Annotated in this window: 20 protein-coding genes; 15 read left to right on the plus strand and 5 right to left on the minus strand. The window is 60.3% G+C overall.

The window, feature by feature from the left end:
* Nucleotides 1-52: 52 nt before the first annotated feature.
* On the minus strand, nucleotides 53-838 hold the full coding sequence (gene gpr, locus D3F01_RS12390) for a GPR endopeptidase (RefSeq protein WP_242888983.1): 786 nt from the start codon (nucleotides 836-838) through the stop codon (nucleotides 53-55).
* Between the two features lie 176 nt (nucleotides 839-1014).
* Between gpr and rpsT the strand changes: the two genes are divergently transcribed.
* Nucleotides 1015-1275, plus strand: coding sequence for a 30S ribosomal protein S20 (gene rpsT, locus D3F01_RS12395; RefSeq protein WP_005929709.1), 261 nt, complete (start codon nucleotides 1015-1017; stop codon nucleotides 1273-1275).
* 1 nt (nucleotide 1276) lies between these two features.
* Here rpsT and D3F01_RS12400 read toward each other — a convergent pair whose 3' ends face one another.
* The 4 genes from D3F01_RS12400 to D3F01_RS12415 form a co-directional block, all read right to left on the minus strand.
* The gene (locus D3F01_RS12400; RefSeq protein ID WP_242888985.1) at nucleotides 1277-1558 is read right to left on the minus strand and encodes an intracellular growth attenuator family protein; all 282 of its coding nucleotides are present in this window, start codon (nucleotides 1556-1558) and stop codon (nucleotides 1277-1279) included.
* Between the two features lie 106 nt (nucleotides 1559-1664).
* Nucleotides 1665-2021, minus strand: a complete 357-nt coding sequence (locus tag D3F01_RS12405) for a SpoVA/SpoVAEb family sporulation membrane protein (RefSeq protein WP_242888987.1) — start codon at nucleotides 2019-2021, stop codon at nucleotides 1665-1667.
* Nucleotides 2018-3046, minus strand: a complete 1029-nt coding sequence (locus D3F01_RS12410) for a stage V sporulation protein AD (RefSeq protein WP_242888989.1) — start codon at nucleotides 3044-3046, stop codon at nucleotides 2018-2020. Before D3F01_RS12410 ends, D3F01_RS12405 begins: the two co-directional genes overlap by 4 nt.
* A 135-nt stretch (nucleotides 3047-3181) precedes the next feature.
* Complete coding sequence (locus D3F01_RS12415) at nucleotides 3182-3622, minus strand: SpoVA/SpoVAEb family sporulation membrane protein (RefSeq protein ID WP_097770100.1); 441 nt, start codon at nucleotides 3620-3622, stop codon at nucleotides 3182-3184.
* Nucleotides 3623-3697: 75 nt separating this feature from the next.
* Here D3F01_RS12415 and D3F01_RS12420 point away from each other — a divergent pair, with 75 nt between their 5' ends.
* From D3F01_RS12420 to hisA, 14 genes are all read left to right on the plus strand, one after another.
* On the plus strand, nucleotides 3698-4618 hold the full coding sequence (locus tag D3F01_RS12420; RefSeq protein ID WP_242888991.1) for a M15 family metallopeptidase: 921 nt from the start codon (nucleotides 3698-3700) through the stop codon (nucleotides 4616-4618).
* A gap of 148 nt (nucleotides 4619-4766) precedes the next feature.
* Nucleotides 4767-5339, plus strand: coding sequence for a DUF4358 domain-containing protein (locus D3F01_RS12425; RefSeq protein ID WP_242888993.1), 573 nt, complete (start codon nucleotides 4767-4769; stop codon nucleotides 5337-5339).
* 139 nt (nucleotides 5340-5478) lie between these two features.
* Entirely contained in the window at nucleotides 5479-6897 is a 1419-nt protein-coding gene (locus tag D3F01_RS12430) for an MBOAT family O-acyltransferase (RefSeq protein ID WP_242888994.1), read from the plus strand.
* A gap of 13 nt (nucleotides 6898-6910) precedes the next feature.
* Complete coding sequence (locus tag D3F01_RS12435; protein WP_242888996.1) at nucleotides 6911-8080, plus strand: DHHW family protein; 1170 nt, start codon at nucleotides 6911-6913, stop codon at nucleotides 8078-8080.
* A 192-nt stretch (nucleotides 8081-8272) separates the two neighbouring features.
* Entirely contained in the window at nucleotides 8273-8617 is a 345-nt protein-coding gene (locus D3F01_RS12440; RefSeq protein ID WP_098923423.1) for a hypothetical protein, read from the plus strand.
* An 89-nt stretch (nucleotides 8618-8706) separates the two neighbouring features.
* On the plus strand, nucleotides 8707-9051 hold the full coding sequence (locus tag D3F01_RS12445) for a hypothetical protein (RefSeq protein WP_242889001.1): 345 nt from the start codon (nucleotides 8707-8709) through the stop codon (nucleotides 9049-9051).
* 216 nt (nucleotides 9052-9267) lie between these two features.
* The gene (gene trxA / locus D3F01_RS12450; protein WP_242889002.1) at nucleotides 9268-9576 is read left to right on the plus strand and encodes a thioredoxin; all 309 of its coding nucleotides are present in this window, start codon (nucleotides 9268-9270) and stop codon (nucleotides 9574-9576) included.
* Nucleotides 9577-9782: 206 nt separating this feature from the next.
* A complete protein-coding gene (locus tag D3F01_RS12455) occupies nucleotides 9783-10088 on the plus strand; it encodes a helix-turn-helix transcriptional regulator (protein ID WP_035393348.1) in 306 nt (101 codons plus the stop codon).
* Between the two features lie 244 nt (nucleotides 10089-10332).
* Nucleotides 10333-11925 (plus strand): ATP phosphoribosyltransferase, encoded by a 1593-nt coding sequence (hisG, locus tag D3F01_RS12460; RefSeq protein ID WP_242889003.1) that lies wholly within the window; start codon nucleotides 10333-10335, stop codon nucleotides 11923-11925.
* Entirely contained in the window at nucleotides 11922-13202 is a 1281-nt protein-coding gene (gene hisD / locus D3F01_RS12465; RefSeq protein WP_242889004.1) for a histidinol dehydrogenase, read from the plus strand. Before hisG ends, hisD begins: the two co-directional genes overlap by 4 nt.
* A gap of 166 nt (nucleotides 13203-13368) precedes the next feature.
* On the plus strand, nucleotides 13369-14430 hold the full coding sequence (gene hisC, locus D3F01_RS12470) for a histidinol-phosphate transaminase (protein WP_242889007.1): 1062 nt from the start codon (nucleotides 13369-13371) through the stop codon (nucleotides 14428-14430).
* 3 nt (nucleotides 14431-14433) lie between these two features.
* Nucleotides 14434-15024, plus strand: a complete 591-nt coding sequence (gene hisB / locus D3F01_RS12475) for an imidazoleglycerol-phosphate dehydratase HisB (protein ID WP_156068348.1) — start codon at nucleotides 14434-14436, stop codon at nucleotides 15022-15024.
* The gene (hisH, locus tag D3F01_RS12480) at nucleotides 15021-15629 is read left to right on the plus strand and encodes an imidazole glycerol phosphate synthase subunit HisH (RefSeq protein ID WP_242889013.1); all 609 of its coding nucleotides are present in this window, start codon (nucleotides 15021-15023) and stop codon (nucleotides 15627-15629) included. Before hisB ends, hisH begins: the two co-directional genes overlap by 4 nt.
* 79 nt (nucleotides 15630-15708) lie before the next feature.
* Nucleotides 15709-16428: a 1-(5-phosphoribosyl)-5-[(5-phosphoribosylamino)methylideneamino]imidazole-4-carboxamide isomerase gene (gene hisA / locus D3F01_RS12485; RefSeq protein WP_238078069.1), complete on the plus strand. Its 720-nt coding sequence runs from the start codon at nucleotides 15709-15711 to the stop codon at nucleotides 16426-16428.
* The last annotated feature ends 1 nt before the right edge of the window (nucleotide 16429 follow it).

A 16429-nucleotide genomic window follows, 5' to 3' on the forward strand; every position in this document is an offset into this window, starting at 1 on the left:
TAAAACTGGCCCCTATCAGGGGAGCAGGCAAGCGAAGGCGAGACCGAGAGGGTTACCCCACCAGCCAGCACAGCTGCGCCACACTCAGCTTTGGCTGCAGGGCCCGGTTGATGGCAGCCCCCAGCAGGGCCGCACCGTGGGCGATGACTCCGTCCAGATCCCGGGGCGTGACGACCAGATTCCGGCCTTCCTCGGCCTGCATCAGGGTGGGGATGCCCGCCGCAAGGACAGGCACACCCAGCCGGGCGGCATCCAGATGCCGGGAGTGGTCGGGCTGGGCCGGGTGGAGTCCGGTGTCTGAAAACTGGAGCGTCCGGCCCAGCCGCTCCGGCTCGGCAGAGCAAAGGCTGTCCACGCAGAGCAGGGCGGCAGGGCGCAGCTCCCGCACCAGCGCCCCGGCCAGCTGCTGTAAGCTCAGGCCCGTGGCCGCCGATACCCCCGGAGCCACAGCCGCCACCGGCCGGATGCCCTGCACCGGTACGGTGCGCGGCCCCATGGTCACGAACACCTTCTGCACCGTGCGGGGACCCAGAGCATCCGCCGTGACCCGGCGGTTGCCCACCCCCAGCACCAGTACCGGGCCTTCGGGCGGCAGCAGGGGCCGCAGCTCTGCAGCGGCGGCTTCGATCACGGCGCTGTCCCGCTCGTCCAGCAGGCTCACGCTGGGGACCTCCAGTGTCACATACCGGCCCCGCGGCCGCGCCAGCCCCTCCCGCGCGATCTCTACCCGGGTGATCGTCACGCCGCCCTGACGGGCCGTTGCCACGCGCACCCCGGCGGGCAGGGCGGTTTTGCCCGGCTGGCCGAACAGTTCATCGGCAAGGTCAGTTTCCCGCATTTTGCATCCCCCATCCGGCTGAATTTCCGTATTTGGGCGCTTTTCCCGCCCAAACGGTACCAGAAGTATGGGAAAATGAAAAATTTCTAAACAAAAATTCAAAAAAGGCTTGCGCTGGTACGGCAAATATGGTATCATAAGGTGCGCTGTTATAGGTAGCCAAGGAGGTGGAACGAATGCCTAACATCAAATCTCAGAAGGACCGCGTCGTGCAGGCTGCTGCAGAGCAGGCTCACAACAAGGCCATTAAGACCAACCTGAAAACAGTCGTCAAGAAGGCAGACGCTGCCATCGATGCTAAAGCCGCTGACAAGGACGCAACTGTCCTGGCTGCTGTTTCCGCGATCGACAAGGCTCGCGCTAAGGGTGTCATCAAGAAGAACACCGCTTCTCGCAAGATCAGCCGTATGGCCAAGCGTGCAAACAAGAACGCCTGATTTACGACAGATCAAGTGATCGACTGACGAACAAAACCTCTGTATCGGGAACCCGATACGGGGGTTTTTGTTTTTCCAGCAGCTGTTCCGGGGGCAGGGGCGCAGGCCGCTCTGCCAGTGCCCAGAACGCCCAGCCTGCAGGCACAGCAGCTGCCAGCACCAGCCCGGGCCAGAGCACGGCGGGATATGTAAGGGCCTCGCTGCCGGGCAGGAACATCGCCGCCGCGCAGAGCACAAGGGCTGTCCAGCCCTCCCATAAAATCGTTGCAAGAGTCTCACGCATGACTATCATCTCCTTTTCTGGAAAAGTATACCATGCAGAGGGCGCGAATCGGCGCAGAAAAGGACGATGCACGAAAAAAGCGTATCGTCCCAGGAAGGGTCCTGCTTCAGTTCTGATCGTGGCTGCGGCCCACCAGCGAACAGACCACGCCGCAGACAAGGCTGGTGGTGATGCCTGCAGCAGCGGCGGTCAGCCCGCCGGTCAGGATGCCGATGGCTCCCTCTTCGGCAAGGGCGGTGCGCACGCCTTTGGCAAGCAGATGCCCGAAGCCCAGCAGGGGAACGGTGGCACCGCAGCCTGCAAACTCGGCCAGCGGCGCGTACCACCCAAGGGCCGAGAGTACCACGCCCGCCACCACATAGCCTGTCAGGATGCGGGCGGGGGTCAGGGCGGTCAGGTCGAGAAAGAGCTGGCCCACCACGCAGATGGCCCCGCCTGCAACGAATGCCCAGAAATAGTTCATGTGTTCCCTCCGTTCTGTTCCTCCGGAGCCGCCAGCTCCACCAGGTGTGAGATGGCCGGGATGCTCTCCTTCTGCAAAAAGGTGGTTTGGCTCATCAGCGCGCCTGTGGCCAGAAAGAGCACCCGGCGCTGGCCCCGCCGCTCCAGCCGGGGCAGGAGATGCCCGCAGAGCACTGCTGCACTGCATCCCGGCCCCGAAGCGCCGCTGTGCACCGACTGGCCCTCGGCATCATAGAGGAGGGAACCGCAGTCCACATGGTTCTTGAGGAGCAGGCCCTCGGCGGCCAGCAGCTCCCGGAACAGCTGACTGCCCACATGGCCCAGGTCGCCGGTGCAGATGGCATCGAACTCCTGCGGCTGGGTGTTGGTGTCGGTGAGGTAGCGCAGGAGCGTTGCCGCCGCAGCCGGAGCCATGGCGGCCCCCATGTTGTTGATGTCCCGGATGCCCAGATCCTGCACCCGGCCAAAGGTCACGGCCCGGATGCCAACCCCCTGCCCGGCGGGGCGGAGCAGGCAGGCCCCTGCCGCCGTGGCAGTCCATTGAGCGGTGGGGGTGCGCACGGCTCCGTAGGAAAGCGGGGTGCGGAACTGCCGCTCGGCGGTGCAGAAGTGGCTGGAGGTCATGGCCAGCAGACCGTCTGCCATTCCGGCGCTGCACAGGCAGGCCCCAACACCCAGCGCCTCGGCCATGGTGCTGCAGGCCCCGAACAGCCCCGCAAAGGGCAGGCCCAGCGCCCGGGCCGCATAGCCCGAAGCCGTGCACTGGGCCTGCAGGTCTCCGGCCAGCAGGAGGCTCACATCCTTTTCGGTGGCGTGGGCTTTTTTCAGGCAGAGCCGCGCCGTCTGTAATTGCAGCTGAATTTCAGCGGCCTCCCAGCTGGCCTGCCCGAGGCGGTTGTCACTGTGCAGTTCATCGAACTCTGCCGCCAGCGGGCTTTCGCCCTCCTTTTTGCCGCCGATGCAGGCGTGTGCGGCGATGACAGGCGGTTTTGGGAAGATCAGGGTGTCACCCCGGCGGGTCGCCATGAAAAAATCCCCCTTTCAGGGCTGTTTTTCTTTGGGATTTGTGCTATAATAGCGCTCGTGCGATATTCTGCTCCATCCGCTCTGCCGGAAAACTGCAATTTTTGCATCCCGGCAGGCGTATTGTAGACAGAGCGGTCAGCCGCCCAGCAGCCAGAGCACCCCGCCGTAGACCACGGCGGCCAGAGTGCCGTATACGATGACCGGCCCTGCAATGGTGAACATCTTGGCTCCGGTGCCGCAGACCCGGCCCTCGGGCTTGAACTCGATGGCAGCGCTGACCACGGCATTGGCAAAGCCTGTGATGGGCACCAGCGAGCCTGCACCGGCTCTGGCGGCAAGCTTCTGGTAGAGCCCCAGCGTGGTCAGCAGGGCCGACAGCACGATGAGGGTGCAGCTGGTCAGGGTGCCGGCAAGCTCGGCATCCAGCCCCATACCAAGATACCACCCGCGCAGCACCTCGCCCAGCAGGCAGATGCCGCCGCCCACGCAGAAGGCCCACAGGCAGTCGGAGCCTAGAGGGGAGCGGGGGCCGACCTGTTTCACCCGCCGCGCGTATTCTTCCGCTGTCATCTTCATGGCTGTCACCTCGGGTTTAGGATGCCCCCGGAGAAACATAATATACAGAAAACGAACCGAGAAAGAAGGTCTCTTATGAATCAGCAGCAACCCATCCACCGCCGCCGCCTGACCCGGGCAGAGATCCGGCGGCGGCGGCGCAACCGCGCCATCCGCCGCATCGCCGGGCTGACCCTTGTGGTCTGCGTGGCCGTGGGCGGTGTGTCCTTCCTGCTTTCCCGCCGCAAGGCCCCGGTACCCACGGCAGATGCCGCCGGGAGCACCGCCAATAGTGCGGCCAGCAGCCTGCCGTCGGCTGCGCCAGGCAGCAAGGTGGAGAGCAGCGCCGTGAGCGGAGCCGCCGCCGAGAGCGTGGAGAGCCGGGACAACCTGCTGGGCCTGACCGCCGCCGAGGCGAAGGCCATGCTGGCCGACCCGCTGATGATCCTTGTGAACCACACCAATAAGATGCCGGAAAACTACACCTTTGAGACCGCTGAGTGCGGCTCCAAGACCGCAGTGAACAAGACCCTGCAGATCGTGGCCTGCAATGCCTTTCTGGAGCTGCAGAAGGCCGCTGCTGCGGAAAATGTGACCGTCTGGATGCAGAGCGGCTACCGCAGCGTGTCCTACCAGACCAATCTCTATGAGAAAAAGACCAACTATTATAAGCAGCAGGGCTATGACGATGCCAAGGCGAAGGAAATGGCCGCCGCCGTTGTCAACCCGCCGGGCTACTCCGAGCACAACTGCGGCCTGGCCGCAGACCTGAACAGCCCCGAGCACACCGGCCTGGACGAGGGCTTTGAGAACACGGCTGCCTTCCGCTGGCTCTGCCAGCACGCCGGGGAGTACGGGTTCATCCTGCGCTACCCCAAGGGGGCCGAGGAGAAGACCGAGATCACCTATGAGCCCTGGCACTGGCGCTATGTGGGCGTGGAAAACGCCGCAAAGATCAACGCCAGCGGCCTGTGCTTTGAGGACTATATCGCCGCCCTGCAGCAGATCGCGGGCTGAGCGGCAAAGCGCTGGTGAAGAAACCGTAAAATCTTCTGCCTGTCGTTTGCAATTCGGGCTTTGATATGGTAAGATAACAATGGTTCGTTGCCGGAAACTCTTCCGCGTGGGCGAACCGGTGTAAAACAGATAAAAGAGGGAATAATCCATGAAACTTCGTGCTAAAATCATTCTGACTGCTGCTTCTCTGGCTCTGAGCTGTGCTCTGCTGGCCGGCTGCGGTTCTTCTTCCGGTTCTACCGCTTCTTCTGCCGCGTCCTCTGAGCCTGCCTCCACTGTGCTGAGCCAGGCCTCCAGCATCCCGCTGGGCGAGGACAACAGCACCGATGCCCTGAACGCACCGTTCGAGACCCTGCTGGATGCCAACCCCATCTCCAACCAGTTTGAGATCGCTGCCATGAACATTGAGTACGATTTCAACCTGCCCGCTGAGGATGTGGTGAGCTACAAGGGCGTGAAGAGCAACGACAACGGCGATGCCGGTATGGTGCTGGTCGTGGAAGCTGCTGACGGCAAGGCGGAAGAGGTTGCAAACCAGCTGACTGCTTACCAGCAGGATCAGGTGGCGTTCTACGGCAACTACGCTGAGTTCGCACAGGCCCAGGAAAATGTGGAGAACGCCGTGATCGCCTTCAAGGACAACACCGTGGTCATGGTCATCGCTTCCAACGAGTGCACTGCCGATCTGGACAGCGCAGTGGACAGCGCACTGGGAGCGTAAAATAAAACTGAATGGGGCTGCTGCAGGCCCTCTCTGTCAATGCTCCGCACTGCTGCCTCTCCCAAAGGGAGAGCTGACGAGCGCAGCGAGTATGAGAGGGTATTTGCAGCAGCTCTTTTTTTAAAAGGAGGTCGAAGCCTTGGTTTTCAGCACCATCATCTTTCTGTTCCGGTTTCTTCCTATCACGCTGACGCTGTATTACCTTGCGCCCGCAAAGCTCAAGAATACGGTGCTCTTTGTGTGCAGCCTGGTGTTCTACTGCTGGGGTGAGGTCCGGTTCTTCCCGGTCATGCTGGCCCTGATCCTCATCAACTATCTCTGCGGCCTGGGGCTGGAAGCGTTTGACGCAAAGCCCGGCGTGCGCAAGGTGCTGCTGCTGGTCGCCCTTGCAGCCAGTCTGGGGATGCTGTTCTACTTCAAGTACGCAAACTTTGTCCTGCGCAGCATCAACAGCCTGCTGGGCACCGGTTTTGCGGCCATTCAGGGCATCAGCGTCCTGCCGCTGGGCATCAGCTTTTATACCTTCCAGACCCTTTCCTACACCATTGATGTCTACCGCCGGGAGGTAAAGACTGAGCACAACATCATCGACTTCGGCGCTTATGTTGTCATGTTCCCCCAGCTCATCGCGGGCCCCATCGTCAAGTATCGGGATGTCTCGGCCCAGCTGCACGTCTACAAGCATCGTTACAGCTTACAGCAGATCGAGGAAGGCATGACCTTGTTCACCTTCGGTCTGGCAAAAAAGGTCCTGCTGGCGGATGCCGTCGGCGCGCTCTGGACAGACATCATCGGCATTGCCGACAGCCCTTCCACCACCTTTGTGGGCCTGGCCAATGCGTCCACGCCGCTGGTCTGGCTGGGTGTCATCGCCTATTCGCTCCAGCTCTACTTTGATTTTTCCGGTTACTCCCTGATGGCCATCGGTATGGGCAAGATGCTGGGCTTCGATTTCCCCCAGAACTTCAACTTCCCCTATATCTCCCGTTCCATCACTGAGTTCTGGCGGCGCTGGCACATGACCCTTTCCGGCTGGTTCCGCGAGTATGTCTATATCCCGCTGGGCGGCAACCGCAAGGGCCTGAAGCGGCAGATCTTCAACCTGTTCGTGGTGGAGCTGCTCACCGGCATCTGGCACGGTGCAGACTGGAACTTTATCTGCTGGGGCCTGTACTACTTTGTTTTGCTGGCCCTTGAAAAGCTGTTCCTGCTCAAGTATCTGGAAAAAGGCAGGATCTGGCCCCACATCTACACCATGTTCCTTGTGGTGGTGGGCTGGGCCATGTTCGTGGGCAATGAGGCCGGGGTGGGCTTCGGGCTGCTGTTCCGCAAGCTCTTCCTTCCCTCGGGCGGTGCGTCTCCGGTCTACTTCCTGCGCAACTACGGCGTGCTGCTGGCGGTCAGCATCCTGTGCTGCACCCCGCTCATTGAGAAGCTCTGGAACGCCCTGCGCAAACACACCGTGACCCGTGTGGCTGCGGTGCTGGTGCTTCTGGTGCTCTCCACGGCGTATGTGGTGGGCAGCACCAACAGCCCGTTCCTGTATTTCAACTTCTGAGGAGGGGACCTGAATGGACAAGCATACAAAGAAAACTCCCTCTCTGTTCCGGTATCCGGTACTGGTGGCCTTCGGGCTGTTCTTTATCGGGCTGTTCGTGCTGGATATGGTCACGCCCGACCGCGCATACAGTGAACTGGAAAATACCACCCTGACCCAGCGGCCCAGACTGACCGCGGTTTCCGCCGACGGGCTGAACAACTACTTCACCAGCTACACCCGATACGTCAAGGATCAGGTGTTTGGCCGCGACCAGTGGATCAGCCTGCAGAGCGCGGCGGAGACCACCCTCTTCCAAAAGACCCAGAGCGGCGGCATCCTGCTGGGCCGGGAGCACATGATGTTCGCCCGGCATTACAGCATCCTGAAAAATGAGGAAAAGGGGATGGCGAAGAACCTTGCCGCCGTCCAGAGCCTTGCTCAGCGCTACCCGGGCAGGGTGAACCTCATGCTGGTGCCGTCGGCCTCGGTGGTCTACCCTGAGAATATCCCGGCGGGGGCACCTCAGATCGATGAAAAGGGCATTCTGGAGGAGGTTGCCGCACAGGGGGAGGCCTGCGGGCGGTTCATTGATGTTCTGCCCACCCTGACGGAGCACAAAGGGGAATACCTCTACTACCGTACCGACCACCACTGGACAACGCTGGGGGCCTACTATGCCTACCAGCAGTTCTGTGAGACGCTGGGCCTGACCCCCTTTGACCGGGATGCCCACACGGCCGAGACCTGTGAGGATTTCTACGGCACCCACTACTCCAAGGCCCGCACCTGGAATGCCGAACCCGACACCATTACCTGGTACGACCTGCAGAACAGCCTGACGGTCTGGAACGTCACCGGCCCGGGCCAGCCCACCGAGGGCACCACCACCGGCCTGTACGATCTGGATAAACTGAGGGTGTATGATAAGTATGCCATGTTCCTGCACGGCAACAACGGCCTGAGCCGGGTGGAGGGCAGCGGCACCGGTAAGATCCTGGTCATCAAGGACAGCTATGCCAACAGCTTTGTGCCCTACCTGACAGCCAACTATGCGGCCATCGACGTGGTGGATTTCCGCAACTATAACTATGGGCTGGACCAGCTCATTGCGGCCAACGACTACGACCAGATCCTTGTGCTGTACAGTTATGCCAGCTTCACCACCGATCCGTATCTCTACCGCGCGGGCGTGGCAGGCTGAGTGGAAAATTATTGCAGTGCTTTTCACCAAACTTTCGTTTGTTTTTTCATGCGACTTTCCGATTTTTGATTGTTTTTCACAAAATCCATTGCATGAAACTGTTTCGTGTAGTAATATAAGGCTAGAAACCGGATGGTAAATTGGGAAAGAAGACCATCGGTTCAAGCTGCTCAAAAAAGGAGTATGAGACTTATGAACAAGAACATGAATCTGCCTGCTGAATACGCAGTGCTTTCCGAAGAAGAGATGACCTATACCCAGGGCGGTTCCGATATTGGCGGATTTGCATCCGCTGCCGCTACGGTCGTGGGTGCTGTGGTGCTGGGTGCCAGCTATATCTGGGGCATTTCCGCTTCCAAGGACTGGCTGAACAAGAAGAGCAACCGTGAGGGCAACCTCTTCACCGTTCTGGGCCGTGCCGCAGATGCTATCGGCGAGGATATGTCCAAGTCCGCAGCCAACTTTGTCCGGGATGCCGTTTCCAGCACCATGGTGGTGGCTCTGGCTCCCCTGAGCGCTGTTCTGCTGATCCTGTAAGCCGGGAAAGTGGGATACCGGGTCTGTTTTCTGTAACCTGCGGTGTACGATGCACCGTGCAATAAATGCTTTTGTAAAGGAGTATTATTATGGAAAAGAAGCTCATGCTGCCCGCGAACTACAACGTGATGAACGAAGAAGAAATGACCTATACCAGCGGCGGCGACGGTTTTACCGCTCCGTTTGCTGTGGGTTGGACGATCGGCGCAGTCATTTCTGTTGCAAACCTGATCTGGGGTCTGGATCAGACCCGTACCTGGATCAAGAACAACAAGAAGAACGGCGAGAATATCACCGATCTGGCAGCAAAGGGCATCAATGCCGCTGCCGATTACATGAGTAAGTCCATCGGCAATGCGATCGTTGGCGTTTACACCGCTCTGAACCTGACCGGCTGGTGGCCCGTTACCGCAATCGCCTGGGTCACGGCCTGATCGTTTTGACCGGTCAGCCCGGAGAACTCCAAAGAACAACACAAGGCGGCGGCTCTCCCCCAAGCGGGCGGGCCGCCGCCTTTTTTGTTCACAAATTGTCTCTGGAAATATCCTGTCGGTTGGGGTATACTAGAGCCATAAGTAAGAATCACTCCTTCTTTTGAGGGAACTGACCGCCCCCGCAGAGGGTGCGGATAAAAAATGGAGGAAACCGATATGGCTGTTGTTACCATTACCAAAGAAAACTTTGAGGCAGAGGTGCTGCACAGCGCAAAGCCTGTTCTGCTGGACTTCTGGGCCACCTGGTGCGGCCCCTGCCGGATGCTGAGTCCCATCGTGGACGAGGTGGCCGAGGAGCGCACCGATGTCAAGGTGGGCAAGGTCAATGTGGATGAACAGCCCGAGCTGGCCTCCCAGTTCGGCGTGATGAGCATCCCCACACTGCTGGTGTTCCGCGACGGCAAGCTGGTCAATCAGGCTGTGGGTGCCCGCCCCAAGGCTGCTGTGCTGGCGCTGCTGGGCTAAAAGAAAAAAATCGAGCCGTATGGCCGCTGCCTGTTTTCGAATGGGCGGCGGCCTTTTTGCACTTGACAATATGGCATATCTGCCATATACTGAAGGGGAAAAGTGTAGGGAGGATTTTGAAATGGGACCATTCGTGGTGGAATTTTATGAAACAAGAGATGGCCAGCGCCCTGCGGAAGATTTTTTGGAAAGAGAGGGTGAATCAGATGAAAACACTGGATCTGTATTTGAATGAACAGCTGAAAAATGAGGAGTTCCGCAAGGAGTGGGAAGAGAACCAGCCGGAAATGGATATCATCCGGGCGATGGCAGATGCACGCATTTCTCAGAACCTGACCCAGAAGGAGCTGGCCGAACGCACCGGCATCAATCAGGCGGATATCAGCAAGCTGGAAAATGGAACACGCAACCCATCTTTGAAGCTGCTGAAGCGTCTGGCAGACGGAATGGGAATGGACCTGAAGCTTGTGTTCACACCCAAAGAGCCGCAGAATCTGAAGCTTGCAAAATAAGAAAGATGCCGGGCCGGTTTCCAATGCAGGAGACTGGCCCGGCCTTTTTGCATCCCCGGTTTTCGCTCTCCATCATCTGTTTTGGCGCTGGGGTGAAATGATTTCGCCTTTCTGTACAAACGCACAGAAAAACGGTAAGATAGGGCTGAAAAGCTGTTACTTTCACGCTTTACAACTTTATCTTGATAAAGTAAAATAAACAAAAGAAGTGGGAAATACGCAGAGAGGGAACGAGGAGATCGAGATGGAATTCAGTCTGGACAGTTTGCAGCCCAAGGAGCGGGCCTCCTTTGCGCTGCGGGCGCTGTATGAGGCGGCGGGCTGCCGCAAATATCACATGGGCCGCTTTGAGGAGTATGGGCTTTATCAGGAGAACCGGAGCTTTTTGTCCTCGGAGCAGGTTATCACCTTCACCGACCTGGATGGCCGTCTGCTGGCGCTCAAGCCGGACGTGACCCTGTCTATCGCCAAGACGGCCCAGCCCGCCCCCGGCGAGACCCTGCGGTATTACTACCATGAGAACGTCTACCGCCCCTCGGCAGAGAGCCACACCTTCCAGGAAATCTCCCAGATGGGCCTTGAGATGCTGGGCGCGGTGGGGGAAGCACAGGTGCAGCAGGCGGTCCGGCTGGCAGCGCAGAGCCTGGCCCAGCTGGGGGCCGCGTGGGTGCTGGAAGTCAGCCACATGGGCTATCTGTTCGGCCTGTTCGACGCACTGGGCGTGCCGGAGAATGCCCGCCCCGGCCTGCTGGAAAAGCTGCGGGAAAAGAATGCGCACGAGCTGCGCCGCGCCGCGCAGGCCGCCGGGCTGGATGCCGCCGGGGCCGATGCCCTGACCGGCCTGCTGGAGCTTTCCGGCAGCTGCGAGGAGACGCTGGCAAAGGCAGAGAGTGCCTGCCGCAACGACCGGATGCGCGCCGCCGCCGCTGAGCTGCGGGCACTGGCCAAAACGCTGGAGGCCTCCGGCGGGGCGGTCCGCCTTGACCTGAGCCTTGCCGGTGAGATGGAATACTACAACGGGCTGGTCTTTCAGGGTTACCTGCAGGGCCTGCCGCGGCCCCTGCTCAAGGGCGGCCGCTATGACCTGCTGATGCAGAAGTTCACCCCCGGGGCCGGGGCCATCGGCTTTGCGGTCTATCTGGACGAGCTTGACCGCCTGAGCGCCCCCACCCCGCCGGTGCAGAGGAACAGCACGGACCGGGTCATGCTGAATGTGGCCCTGCCCAAGGGCCGTCTGGGCGACAGGATGTATGACCTGCTGGCCCGTATCGGCTACGGCTGCACCGAGGACTACAACGCCACCCGAAAGCTGGTGGTGGAGAACCCTGCGGCGGGCATCCGCTACTTCCTTGTCAAGCCCAGCGATGTGGCCATCTACGTTGAGCACGGCGCGGCAGATGTGGGCATCGTGGGCAAGGATATCCTTACCGAAGCCTCTGCAGATGTCTACGAGCTGCTGGATACCGGCCTTGGCAGGTGCCGGATGTGCGTGGCTGCCCCGGCGGATTACAAGGATGACCCCAGCCGCCCGGTGCGGGTGGCGACCAAATTTGTCAACATTGCAAAGAGCTACTATGCGTCCATCGGGCGGGATATCGATATCATCAAGCTGAACGGCTCCATTGAGCTGGCCCCCATTCTGGGCCTTTCCGATGTCATTGTGGATATCGTGGAGACCGGCACCACCCTGCGGGAGAACGGCCTGCGGGTGGTCACTGAGTTCATGCCCATCTCGGCCCGGTTCATTGCCAATAAGGCCAGCTACCAGTTCAAGCACAACGAGATGGATGCCATGCTGGAAGCGCTGCGCAAGACCTTGCAGGAGGAAACAAAATGATCAAGCTGTATAATTTTGATGAGCTCAGGCCCGAGGAGATCCTGAACCGGGACATCCGCGCGGAGAAAAACGTGGAGGATGTGGTGGACGGCATCATTGCCGAGGTCCGCGCCCGGGGCGATGAGGCGCTGAAGGAGTACGCGCTGAAATTTGACGGGGCAAAGATCGACGACCTGCAGGTGACGCAGGCGGAGATCGATGAGGCCTTTGCCAATATGGACCCCTATTTCCTTGAGACCCTGCGGGAGGCTGCCGCCAACATTGAGAGCTTCCACCGCCAGCAGGTGCACAAGAACTTCGTGATCAACGAGAAGCCCGGCATCGTGCTGGGCCAGAAATATACCCCCATTGAGAAGGCGGGCGTATATGTGCCCGGCGGCACGGCGGCCTATCCCTCCACCGTGCTGATGGATGTTATCCCGGCCAGGGTCGCGGGCGTGTCGGAGATCGTGATGACCACCCCCGCCGGAAAGGACGGCAGGGTGAATCCGGTCATCCTTGCCGCCGCCGCCACCGCCGGTGTGACCAAGATCTTCAAGACTGGCGGTGCACAGGCCGTGGCCGCGCTGGCCTACGGCACCCAGAGCATCCCGGCGGTGGACAAGATCGTCGGCCCCGGCAACATCTACGTTGCCACCGCCAAGCGGAAGGTGTTCGGCAAGGTGGGCATTGATATGATCGCCGGCCCCAGCGAGATCCTGGTGCTGGCCGACGGCGGCTGCAACCCCGCCTGGGTGGCGGCAGACCTGCTGAGCCAGGCCGAGCACGACAAGCTGGCCAGTCCTGTTCTTGTCACCGACAGCCCGGAGCTAGCCAGGGCCGTGCAGGCAGAGCTGGAGGTGCAGATCCCCCAGCTGCCCCGTGCCGCCATTGCCCGCGCCAGCGTGGACGACAACGGGAAGATCATCGTCTGCACCGACCTGCACAAGGCCATTGAGGCCTGCAACATCATTGCGCCGGAGCATCTGGAGGTCTGCGTGGAGGACCCCTTCGGGGTGCTGAACGAGATCAAAAACGCGGGCAGCATCTTCCTGGGCCGCAATGTGCCCGAGGCCCTGGGCGATTACTTTGCAGGCCCCAACCACACCCTGCCCACCAGCGGCACGGCCCGCTTCTCCAGCCCGCTGGGTGTGGACGACTTTGTGAAGAAGTCCAGCTTCCTCTATTACACCCGCGAGGCGCTGGGCGAGGTGGCACCTCGCATTGCCGATTTTGCCGAGCGCGAGGGCCTGCACGCCCATGCGAAGAGTGTGACGATAAGATATGAAGAGGACTAAAGGCGGCTCGCCCTCTCCGTCATTGCTTTGCAATGCCACCTCTCCCAAAGGGAGAGGCTTTGGCAATTTCCCGCAAGGTTACGGAAAACCGCCAGAGGCTCCCCCTTTGGGGGAGCTGGCGCGAAGCGCCTGAGAGGGCGAGGACGCTGACAGTGAGGAAATTGCTATGAGTAAATATCTCTCTCCGAAACTTGAAACAGTCACCCCCTACACCCCGGGGGAGCAGCCGCAGGACCAGCAATACATCAAGCTGAACACCAACGAGAGCCCCTATCTGCCCAGCCCGGCGGTGGTGGCGGCGGTGAGCGAGCATGAGGTGGAAAAGCTCCGTCTCTACTCCGACCCCGCCTGCACCGACCTGCTGAAAACGGCGGCTGTGCACTTTGGCCTGCAGCCGGATCAGATCATGCCCGGCAACGGCAGTGACGAGAACCTCTTCTTCGCCCTGCGGGCCTTCTGCGATGAGACCCACCCGCTGGCCTATGCCGACATCACCTACGGCTGCTACAGCGTCTGGTGCGGGCTGATGCACATCCCCAGCCATATCATCCCGCTGAAGGAGGATTTCACCCTTGACCCCGCCGATTACTACGGCTTGAACGAGACCATCGTCATCGCAAACCCCAACGCCCCCACCGGCTTGGCCCTGCCCCGCAGTGCCATCGAGGGCATCCTGAAAGCGAACCCTGACAATGTGGTCATTGTGGATGAGGCCTATGTGGACTTTGGCGGCGAGAGCTGCGTGCCGCTCATTGACCGGTACGACAACCTGCTGGTGGTGCAGACCTTCTCGAAATCCCGCCAGCTGGCAGGAGCGCGGCTGGGCCTTGCCATGGGCAGCGCCAGCCTCATTGCGGACCTGAACCGGGTCAAGTTCAGCCTGAACCCCTATAACATCAACCGCCTGACCTTGAAAGCAGGGCAGGCCGCGCTGGAAGATACCGTTTATTTTGGAAAGACCCGTGCCGCCATCGTGGACACCCGGGACTGGACAAAACAGCAGCTGGAAGCCCGGGGCTTTGCGGTGCTGGACAGCCGCTCCAACTTCCTGTTCGCCTCTACACAAAAGAAAAACGGCGGAGAATTGTACCGGAAGTTGAAGGGAAAGGGCGTTCTGGTGCGCCACTTTGATGCCCCGCGCATTGAAAACTGGCTGCGCATCACGATCGGCACGCTGGAGCAGATGCAGATCTTCCTGAACACCCTTGACAAAATAATGGAGGAATGACCCATGCGGGAAGTGACACTGGAACGCAACACCAACGAGACCCAGATCGAGCTGACCCTGAATCTGGACGGTGCGGGACGCTATGAGGTAGACACCGGCTGTGGGTTCCTGAACCACATGCTGGAGCTGTTTGCCCGCCATGGCCGGTTTGACCTGGTGCTCACCTGCCACGGGGATGTGGAGGTGGATTACCACCACACGGCTGAGGATATCGGCATTGCACTGGGGCAGGCCTTTGCCCGGGCGCTGGGCGAGATGCGGGGCATCCAGCGGTATGGCAGCTTCTACCTGCCCATGGATGAGGCGCTGGTGCTCTGCGCGGTAGACCTTTCGGGCCGGTGCACCCTGAACTGGGATGTCCACTGCAAGACCGAAAAGGTGGGCGATTTCGATGTGGAATGCGCCTCGGAGTTCTGGCTGGGCTTTGCCCGCAATGTGCCCGCTACGCTCCACTTTGTACAATTTGCAGGGGAAAATACCCACCACATCCTCGAAGCCTGCTTCAAGGGGGCGGGCCACGCGCTGGCTGCGGCAGTCGCCATTGATGTCGCCCACCGGGACGAGATCCCCTCCACGAAAGGACTGCTGGTATGATCGCGATCATCGATTACGGCGTGGGCAACCTGTTCAGCCTGCGCTCCAGCCTGACGCATCTGGGGCTGGAGGCCGTTGTGACCGCCGATGCACAGACCATCCGCAAGGCTGACCGGCTCATCCTGCCGGGGGTGGGTGCCTTTGGCGATGCCATGGACAAGCTCTCGGCTACCGGTCTGGTGCCGGTCATCCGGGAGCAGGCGGCGCAAAAGCCCCTGCTGGGCATCTGCCTGGGAATGCAGCTGCTCTTTGAAAAAAGCTATGAGTACGGCGAGCATGCAGGCCTGGGCTTTGTCAAAGGCGAGGTCTGCCCGCTGGAGCCTGACCTGAAAGACAAAACCCTCAAGGTACCGCAGATCGGCTGGAACGCCCTGCACATCGTACGGGATGACCCGCTCTTCCGATACATCCGTGAGGGCGAGTATGTCTATTACGTCCACAGCTACTACGGCAAAAATTGTACCGGGAGTACACTTGCTGTCAGCGATTACTCCATCCCCGTGACCGGCGTGGTCAGGGCGGGCAGGGTGTACGGCACCCAGTTCCACCCCGAAAAGAGCGGGGAGACGGGGCTGTGGATTTTGAAGGCGTTTGCAGAATTGTAAACTGGCTCGCCCTCTCAGTCAAGGCCTGACGGCTTTGCGAAGCAAAGACGGAGAGGGTAAGGCCGCTAAAGGAGAAACTATGAATCTATTCCCAGCCATTGACCTGCGAGGCGGCAAAGTTGTCCGCCTGACGCAGGGAGATTACGACCGTATGACCGTTTACGGGGAGGACCCCTGCGCACAGGCCCGGCAGTTTGTGGAGGCCGGGGCCAGGTATCTCCACGTTGTGGATCTGGACGGCGCAAAGGACGGCACCCTTTCCAACTACGGATCCATTGCCGCGCTGGCAAAGCAGGGCGGCTTGTACATCGAGGTGGGCGGCGGCATCCGCACGGAGGAGCGTATTGAAAAATACCTTTCTCTGGGCGTGAATCGCTGCATCCTGGGCAGTGTGGCCGTGACGGATTTTGATTTCACGGCCCGGATGCTGAAACGCTACGGCGAACGGATTGCCGTGGGTGTGGATGCCAAAGATGGATTTGTTGCCATCCACGGGTGGAAGGAGGTCAGCGCCGAAAAGGGCGTGGACTTCTGCAGGCGGCTGGCAGATGCCGGGTGCACGGCCATCATCTACACCGACATTGCCTGTGATGGTGCCATGCAGGGCACGAATCTGGCGCTGTACCGCCAGCTGGCGGCAGAGGTGCCGGGCGTGGCCTTCACGGCCAGCGGCGGCATCTCGTCGGAGGCCGAGCTGCTGGAGCTGAAAAAGATGGGCACCGCTGCCGCGATCCTGGGCAAGAGCCTGTATACCGGGGCACTGGATCTGAAACGTTGTGTAGAACTGGTGCAGAATTAAA

The organism is Faecalibacterium sp. BCRC 81149 (assembly GCF_022750605.1).
Taxonomy (GTDB): Bacteria; Bacillota; Clostridia; order Oscillospirales; family Ruminococcaceae; genus Faecalibacterium; species Faecalibacterium duncaniae.

Coding starts and splice junctions, on each gene's coding strand:
- D3F01_RS12445 (WP_242889001.1), top strand. CDS start 8,707: ATGGAAAAGAAGCTCATGCTGCCCGCGAACTACAACGTGATGAACGAA.
- D3F01_RS12455 (WP_035393348.1), top strand. CDS start 9,783: ATGAAAACACTGGATCTGTATTTGAATGAACAGCTGAAAAATGAGGAG.
- hisG (WP_242889003.1), top strand. CDS start 10,333: ATGGAATTCAGTCTGGACAGTTTGCAGCCCAAGGAGCGGGCCTCCTTT.
- hisD (WP_242889004.1), top strand. CDS start 11,922: ATGATCAAGCTGTATAATTTTGATGAGCTCAGGCCCGAGGAGATCCTG.
- D3F01_RS12410 (WP_242888989.1), bottom strand. CDS start 3,046: ATGGCGACCCGCCGGGGTGACACCCTGATCTTCCCAAAACCGCCTGTC.
- rpsT (WP_005929709.1), top strand. CDS start 1,015: ATGCCTAACATCAAATCTCAGAAGGACCGCGTCGTGCAGGCTGCTGCA.
- D3F01_RS12400 (WP_242888985.1), bottom strand. CDS start 1,558: ATGCGTGAGACTCTTGCAACGATTTTATGGGAGGGCTGGACAGCCCTT.
- D3F01_RS12405 (WP_242888987.1), bottom strand. CDS start 2,021: ATGAACTATTTCTGGGCATTCGTTGCAGGCGGGGCCATCTGCGTGGTG.
- D3F01_RS12420 (WP_242888991.1), top strand. CDS start 3,698: ATGAATCAGCAGCAACCCATCCACCGCCGCCGCCTGACCCGGGCAGAG.
- hisA (WP_238078069.1), top strand. CDS start 15,709: ATGAATCTATTCCCAGCCATTGACCTGCGAGGCGGCAAAGTTGTCCGC.
- D3F01_RS12415 (WP_097770100.1), bottom strand. CDS start 3,622: ATGAAGATGACAGCGGAAGAATACGCGCGGCGGGTGAAACAGGTCGGC.
- D3F01_RS12435 (WP_242888996.1), top strand. CDS start 6,911: ATGGACAAGCATACAAAGAAAACTCCCTCTCTGTTCCGGTATCCGGTA.
- gpr (WP_242888983.1), bottom strand. CDS start 838: ATGCGGGAAACTGACCTTGCCGATGAACTGTTCGGCCAGCCGGGCAAA.
- hisB (WP_156068348.1), top strand. CDS start 14,434: ATGCGGGAAGTGACACTGGAACGCAACACCAACGAGACCCAGATCGAG.
- hisH (WP_242889013.1), top strand. CDS start 15,021: ATGATCGCGATCATCGATTACGGCGTGGGCAACCTGTTCAGCCTGCGC.
- D3F01_RS12425 (WP_242888993.1), top strand. CDS start 4,767: ATGAAACTTCGTGCTAAAATCATTCTGACTGCTGCTTCTCTGGCTCTG.
- trxA (WP_242889002.1), top strand. CDS start 9,268: ATGGCTGTTGTTACCATTACCAAAGAAAACTTTGAGGCAGAGGTGCTG.
- D3F01_RS12440 (WP_098923423.1), top strand. CDS start 8,273: ATGAACAAGAACATGAATCTGCCTGCTGAATACGCAGTGCTTTCCGAA.
- hisC (WP_242889007.1), top strand. CDS start 13,369: ATGAGTAAATATCTCTCTCCGAAACTTGAAACAGTCACCCCCTACACC.